Origin of the sequence: Streptomyces sp. NPDC052012, assembly GCF_040689265.1 — a bacterium.
GTDB lineage: Bacteria > Actinomycetota > Actinomycetes > Streptomycetales > Streptomycetaceae > Streptomyces.
In genome coordinates, this window is record NZ_JBFAXA010000043.1 from 1 (window position 1) to 7,032 (window position 7,032).

Sequence of the window (7,032 nt, forward strand, 5' to 3'; positions counted from 1 at the left end):
ACATCGACCCGCTCGAACGTCGGAGCCCCCGGCGCACCCCGCAACACGTCTTCGAGATCCCAGTCGACGAACTCGCCCAGCGCCTCACCACACGCGGCGATCTCCGCCGCGAACACCGGCGCGCTGTCGAGGAGGTCCACCGCCATACCGACCCACTGCGCCCCCTGCCCCGGGAACACGAACACCGGCTTCACGGCCGACACCGCACGGCCCTCGGCCACCACCGCCGACGGCTCCCCCACCGACAACGCCGCCAACCCCGCGACCAACCCGTCCCGGTCCGCAGCCGCCACCACACCCCGGTGCTCCAGATGCGCACGCGTCGTCGCCGCCGAAAAGGCCACGTCCGCCAGCGACAGCTCCGGACGGGCCAGCACATGCGCACGCAACCGGTCCGCCTGCGCCCGCATCGCCGCCACCGACCGCCCCGACACGACCACCGGTACGGCCGGCCGAGCATCCGACTCAGCCGCACGGTCAGCCGGTTCGTGGACCGGTGCCTCCTCCAGGATGATGTGCGCGTTCGTGCCGCTCACCCCGAACGACGACACAGCGGCCCGCCGCGGACGCCCCTCCGGAGCCGACCATTCCCGCGCCTCCGTCAACAGCCGCACCTCGCCCGACTCCCAGTCGATGTGCGGCGACGGCTCATCCACATGCAGCGTCGGCGGCAGCACCCCGTGCCGCATCGCCATCACCATCTTGATCACACCGGCGATGCCGGCGGCAGCCGACGTATGACCGATGTTCGACTTGATCGACCCCAGCCACAGCGGATCACCGTCCCGCTCGCGCCCGTACGTCGCCAGCAGCGCCTGCGCCTCGATCGGGTCGCCGAGCTTGGTGCCGGTGCCGTGGCCCTCGACCGCGTCCACCTCCGCCGGGGCCAGCCGCGCGCTCTCCAGCGCCTGGCGGATCACCCGTTCCTGGGACGGGCCGTTGGGCGCGGTCAGGCCGTTGCTCGCGCCGTCCTGGTTCACCGCGCTGCCCCGGATCAGACCCAGGATGCGGTGTCCCTTCCTCTTGGCCTCCGACAGCCGCTCCACGACGATCAGGCCGAGGCCGTCGGAGAAGCCGGTGCCGTCCGCCGACGCGGCGTAGGCCTTGCAGCGCCCGTCGGCGGCCAGGCCGCGCTGGCGGCTGAAGCCGATGAGCAGGTCGGGCGTGGCCATCAGCGAGACGCCGCCGACCAGCGCCATCTCGCACTCACCCGCCCGCAGCGCCTGGGAGGCCAGGTGCAGGGCGACGGCGGAGGAGGAGCAGGCCGTGTCCACGGAGACCGCCGGGCCCTCGAAGCCGAGGGTGTAGGCGATCCGGCCGGACACCACGCTCTGCGTGGTGCCGGTGAGGTGATAGCCCTCCAACTCCGGGACCATCGTGGCGTGGTAGCCGGAGGCGACGGTGCCGCAGAAGACGCCGGTGTTGCTGCCCCGCAGGGTCGTCGGGTCGATGCCGGCGTCCTCGAAGGCCTCCCAGGACGCCTCGAGGAGCAGCCGCTGCTGCGGGTCCATCGCCAGCGCCTCACGCGGGCTGATCCCGAAGAAGTCGGCGTCGAACTCGCCGATGCGGTCGACGAATCCGCCGGACCGCGTGTACACGGTGCCCGCCTGGTCGGGGTCGGGGTCGTAGAGCCGCTCCAGGTCCCAGCCCCGGTCGTCCGGGAACGGGCCCATGCCGTCCCGGCCGGACGCCACCAGCTCCCACAGCTGCTCGGGCGAGGTCACCCCGCCGGGGAAACGGCAGCTCATGCCGACGATCGCCAAGGGCTCGCCGCGGTCCTGGCGGCGCGCTCGCGTCGCCGGTGCGCGCCCGGCCGTGGCGACGTCCACCGTGATCTTGGAGACCAGCAGCCGCGCCACCGCCACCGGGGTCGGGTGGTCGAACACCAGGGTCGCGGGCAGGCGCACGCCGGTGGACTGGGTGAGCCGGTTGCGCAGTTCGACGGCGCTGAGCGAGTCGAAGCCCAGATCCCGGAATGCCCGCTCGGCATCGACCGACGCCGCCGAGGCGTGGCCGAGGACGCCCGCCACCTGGGCCCGCACGAGGTCGAGAGCCACTTGCTCACGCTCTGCCTCGGGCACCCCCGCGAGACGCTGGGCGAGGGCTCCGCCGGCCTCCGCCCGTCGTGCCGGGACGGGCGCCAGCCCGCGCAGCACGGGCGGGATCGTCCCCGCCCTGGCCTGGGCCCGCAGTGCGGCCATGTCCAGCCAGGCCGGGGCGAGGAAGGTCTCGTCCGAGGCGAGTGCCTGGTCGAAGAGGGCGAGTCCCAGCTCGGTCGTCAGCGGCTTGGCGCCCGTCCGCTCCAGACGCGCCAGCTCGGCCTCCCCCAGCCGGCCCGCCATGCCCACGGTGTCCGACCACAGGCCCCAGGCGAGCGACGTAGCGGGCAGGCCGACCGCGCGCCGGGACGCCGCGAGGGCGTCGAGAGCGGCGTTGGCGGCCGCGTAGTTGGCCTGCCCCGGGCTGCCGATCAGCGCGGCCACCGAGGAGAACACGACGAACGCCGCCAGCTCCGCGTCCGCTGTCAACTCGTGCAGATGCCAGGCCGCGTCCACCTTCGGCCGTACGACGCGGGCGATCCGCTCGGCGGACAGCGACTCGATCACCCCGTCGTCGAGAACACCGGCCGCGTGCACCACGGCGGTCACGGGACGGTCCGACGACGCGAGGGCGGCGGCCAGTTGGTCACGATCGGCCACGTCGCAGGCGACGGTCCGCGCCCGTGCGCCCAGCGTCTCCAGTTCGGCGACCAGCTCCGCGGCACCGTCCGCCTCCGGACCGCGCCGGCTGAGCAGCAGCAGATGCCGTACGCCGTGCGTGGCGGCGAGGTGACGGGCGAAGACCGCGCCCAGGCCACCCGTACCACCGGTGATCACGACGGTGCCGTCGGGGTCGAACGCGGTGGGCGACTCACCGGCCGTCGCCCGGGAGAGCCGCGGTGCCAGCATCCGCCCGCCGCGCACGGCGAGCTGCGGCTCGTCCAGGTCGGTCAGCCCACCCCAGTGCAGGCCCTCCACGACGGAGTCGTCGTCGAGGTCGACGAGGACGAACCGTCCGGGATGCTCGGACTGGGCGCTGCGCAGCAGGCCCCACACCGCCGCCTGAGCGGTGTCGGGAGCCTCGTCGCCGACGGCGACCGCACGCCGGGTCACCAACGCCAGCCTGGCTCCGTCCAGGCCGCCCCCGCCGGCGAGCCACCGCTGGACGAGATCGAGCGCCTCGACGGCGGCACCCGTGGCCTCGGGCGCCTCCACGCCCGCGAGCACGAGCGCGGGCGCCGGAGCGCCGTCGGCGACCGCCTGCTCCAGCGCGGCCAGGTTCTCGAACGGCTCCCCTTCGGCGGGAAGCCCGCCGAGCACCGCCACCCGGGCGGCCCCACCCGCGCCTGCCGTGACCGGCGTCCAGTCCAGCCGGTACAGCGAACCCTGAGCGGCGGCTGCCCGCTTCAACTGAGCCCGGTCGACCGGACGGAACACGAGCTTGTCCATGCTGAGCACCGGCTCGTCGTGCTCGTCGACGACGTCGATGCGGAAGGCGGCCTCACCCGCGGGGGTGAGCCGTGCGCGGGCGCGGGACACACCGGTCCGGCCGAGCTGCACGCCGTTCCACGAGAACGGCATGACGAGCGTGTCGTCCGGCTTCTCCCCGAAGAGGGAACTCTGCACCGCGGAGTCGAAGAGCCCGGGATGGATGCCGAAGGCACCGGCGTCGGCGTCGTCCGGCAGCGCCAGCTCGACATAGACCGCGTCGTCGTCCTGCCAGGCGTCGACCACACCCTGGAACAGCGCACCGTAGTCGTAGCCGATGTCAGCCATACGCGCGTACAGCGCCTCGGCGGAGAGACGTTCCGCGTCCTGCGGCGGCCATGCGACGTCCCAGGCCGGGAGAGTCCGGGACTCCGCGGCCAGCCAACCGCGACCGTGACAGACCGCCTCGGGCTGCTCCTCCGCGTCGTCGCCCTCGGACCACGAGAAGATCACGAACTCACGGCGGCCGTCGTCGTCGGCGTCCCCGGCGAGGATCTGAATCCGGCGCGCCGCCTCTTCCTCCAGGGCCAGCGGCGACTCGATGACGAGTTCGTCGAGCACGGGGCTGCCGATCTCCCGCCCGGCGGCCAGGCTCATCTCGACCAGTGCCACGCCGGGCACGATGACCGCGCCCATGACGACGTGGTCGCGCGTCCACGGCTGTGTCCGAGTGGAGATGCGCCCGGTGAACAGCCACTCGTCACGATCACCGAGAAGTGCGCGACCGGCGAGGACGGGGTGGTCGACGCCGATGAGTCCGGCGGTCGAGACGTCGCCGGGAGCGGTCCCGGGCGTGAGCCAGTAGCGGTCGCGTTGGAAGGGGTAGGTGGGCAGGTCGACGCGCTGGGCGCCGGTGCCTTCGTAGTAGGCCGTCCAGTCGACGGGGGCGCCGGTGATGTGGGCGCGGCCCAGGAAGGCGGCGAAGGTCTCCGACTCGCTGTGCTGGGCACGCAGGGCGGGAACGAAGGCAGCCGGTTCGGTGTCGTCGTCCAGGCACTGGCGGGCCATCGCGGTGAGCACCGCGTCCGGTCCCAGCTCCAGGAACCGGCGCACCCCCAGCTCCCACAGGGTGCGGACACCGTCGGCGAAACGCACCGCCTGACGCACGTGACGCACCCAGTAGTCGGCGTCGAAGACGGTGACCGGCTCACCGGAGACGTTGGAGACGACCGGGATACGCGGCGTGGCGTAGATCAGCTTTGCGGCGATGGTGCGGAACTCGGCCAGCATCGGCTCCATGCGGGGCGAGTGGAAGGCGTGCGAGACCCGCAGCCGGGTCGTCTTACGGCCCTCCCAGCGCGGCAGCCACTCCGTGACCGCCTCGTCGTCACCCGACACCACTGCCGCCAGTGGCCCGTTGACCGCCGCGATCTCCAGCCGGCCCTCGAACCCGGCCAGCGACTCGGCGACCTCGGACTCCTCGGCCTGGACGGCGACCATCGCGCCACCCGCCGGCAGCGCACCCATCAACCGGCCCCGCGCCACGACCAGTTCCGCCGCATCCGCCAGCGACAGGACTCCGGCCACATGGGCGGCAGCGATCTCGCCGACCGAATGCCCGATGAGGTAGTCGGCGTGCAGCCCGAGGGATTCGGCGAGCCGGAACAGGGCGACTTCGACGGCGAACAGCGCCACCTGTGTGAACTCGGTCGAGTTCAGCACGTCGCCCTCGGCCGCGAGCAGCTCCCGCAGCGAACGCCCCAGCCGGGGATCGACCTCCGCGCACACCTCGGCGAGTGCCTGCTCGAACACGGGGAAGTTCGCGGCGAGTTCGAGTCCCATCCCGGGCCGCTGCGAGCCCTGACCGGTGAACAGAAACGCCGACTTCCCGCCGATCGCGGGCTCTTCGCTGGTGATCTCCGCCAGCCGCGCCAGCAGCTCGTTCCGGTCCGAGGCGACGACCACCGCACGCCGGTCCAGCAACGCCCGCGAAGTCACCAGCGAATACGCCGTGTCCACCACCGACAGGTCCGGGTCGGCGGCAACCCGCTCCCGCACCCGCACCGCCTGCGCCCGCAGCGCCGCATCCGACCGCGCCGACAACACCACCGGCACCGGACTCGCTGGCCTGGTCCGTTCCTCCGTCAAGGGCTCCTCGGCCGGCGGCGCCTCCTCCACGATGATGTGCGCGTTCGTCCCGCTCACACCGAACGACGACACACCCGCCCGCCGCGGACGCCCCTCCGGAGCCGACCACTCCCGCGCCTCCGTCAGCAGCTCAACGCGACCCGACTCCCAGTCCACATGCGGCGACGGCTCATCCACGTGCAGCGTCGGCGGCAGCACCCCGTGCCGCATCGCCATCACCATCTTGATCACACCCGCCACACCGGCAGCCGTCGAGGTGTGGCCGATGTTCGACTTGATGGAACCCAGCCACAGCGGATCGCCGTCCCGCTCGCGGCCGTACGTCGCCAGCAGGGCGTGCGCCTCGATCGGGTCACCCAGCTTGGTGCCGGTGCCGTGGCCCTCGACCGCGTCGACCTCCGCCGGGGACAGCCCGGCGTTGGCCAGCGCCTGCCGGATCACCCGCTCCTGCGACGGACCGTTCGGCGCGGTCAGGCCGTTGCTCGCACCGTCCTGGTTCACCGCGCTGCCCCGGATCAGGCCGAGGATCCGGCGTCCGTTGCGCCGCGCGTCGGACAGCCGCTCCAGGACCAGCAGGCCGAGGCCGTCGGAGAAGCCCGTGCCGTCGGCCGACGCGGAGTACGCCTTGCAGCGTCCGTCGGGGGCCAGGCCGCGCTGGCGGCTGAACTCCATGTGCAGGAACGGCCCGGACAGCACGGTGACGCCGCCGGCGAGAGCCAGCGAGCACTCGCCGGCCCGTAGCGCGGTCACCGCGAGGTGCAGGGCGACGGCGGAGGCGGAGCAGGCAGTGTCCACGGACACGGCCGGGCCCTCCAGGCCGAGGCTGTAGGCGACGCGGCCGGACACCACGCTGGTGGTGGAGCCGGTCAGCCGGAAGCCCTCGATCTGGGGCAGGGTCCCGGCGGGCATGGACGCGTAGTCGGACGGGCCGACGCCGCAGAAGACACCGGTGTCGCTGCCCCGCAGTCCGTGCGGGTCGATGCCCGCGTCCTCCAGTGCCTCCCAGGACGCCTCGAGCAGCAGCCGCTGCTGCGGGTCCATCGCGGTGGCCTCGCGGGGGCTGATGCCGAAGAAGTCGGCGTCGAACTCGGCGGCGCCGTCGATGAATCCGCCTTCCCTGGTGTACACGGTGCCGAGGCGGTCCGGGTCGGGGTCGTAGAGCCGCTCCAGGTCCCAGCCGCGGTCGGTGGGGAACGGGCCGATGCCGTCGCCACCGGAGGCCACGAGCTCCCACAGCTCGTCCGGTGAGGTCACCCCGCCCGGATAGCGGCAGCTCATGCCGACGATCGCGAGGGGTTCACCGTCCCGGGACTCGTACTCGCGCAGGCGCGCACGGGCCTGGTTGAGGTCGCTCGCCATCTTCTTCAGATAACGGGCGATCTTCTCCTGCTGCTCGGTGTTCTCCGCCATTTCCCCG

Annotated in this window: 1 protein-coding gene; it reads right to left on the bottom strand. The window is 73.0% G+C overall.

What is annotated here, in order from left to right:
* Positions 1 to 7,025, bottom strand: a 7,025-nt coding sequence (locus AB0412_RS35275) for a type I polyketide synthase (RefSeq protein WP_366406709.1), incomplete at its 3' end; no start/stop codon positions are given.
* Positions 7,026 to 7,032 lie beyond the last annotated feature (7 nt).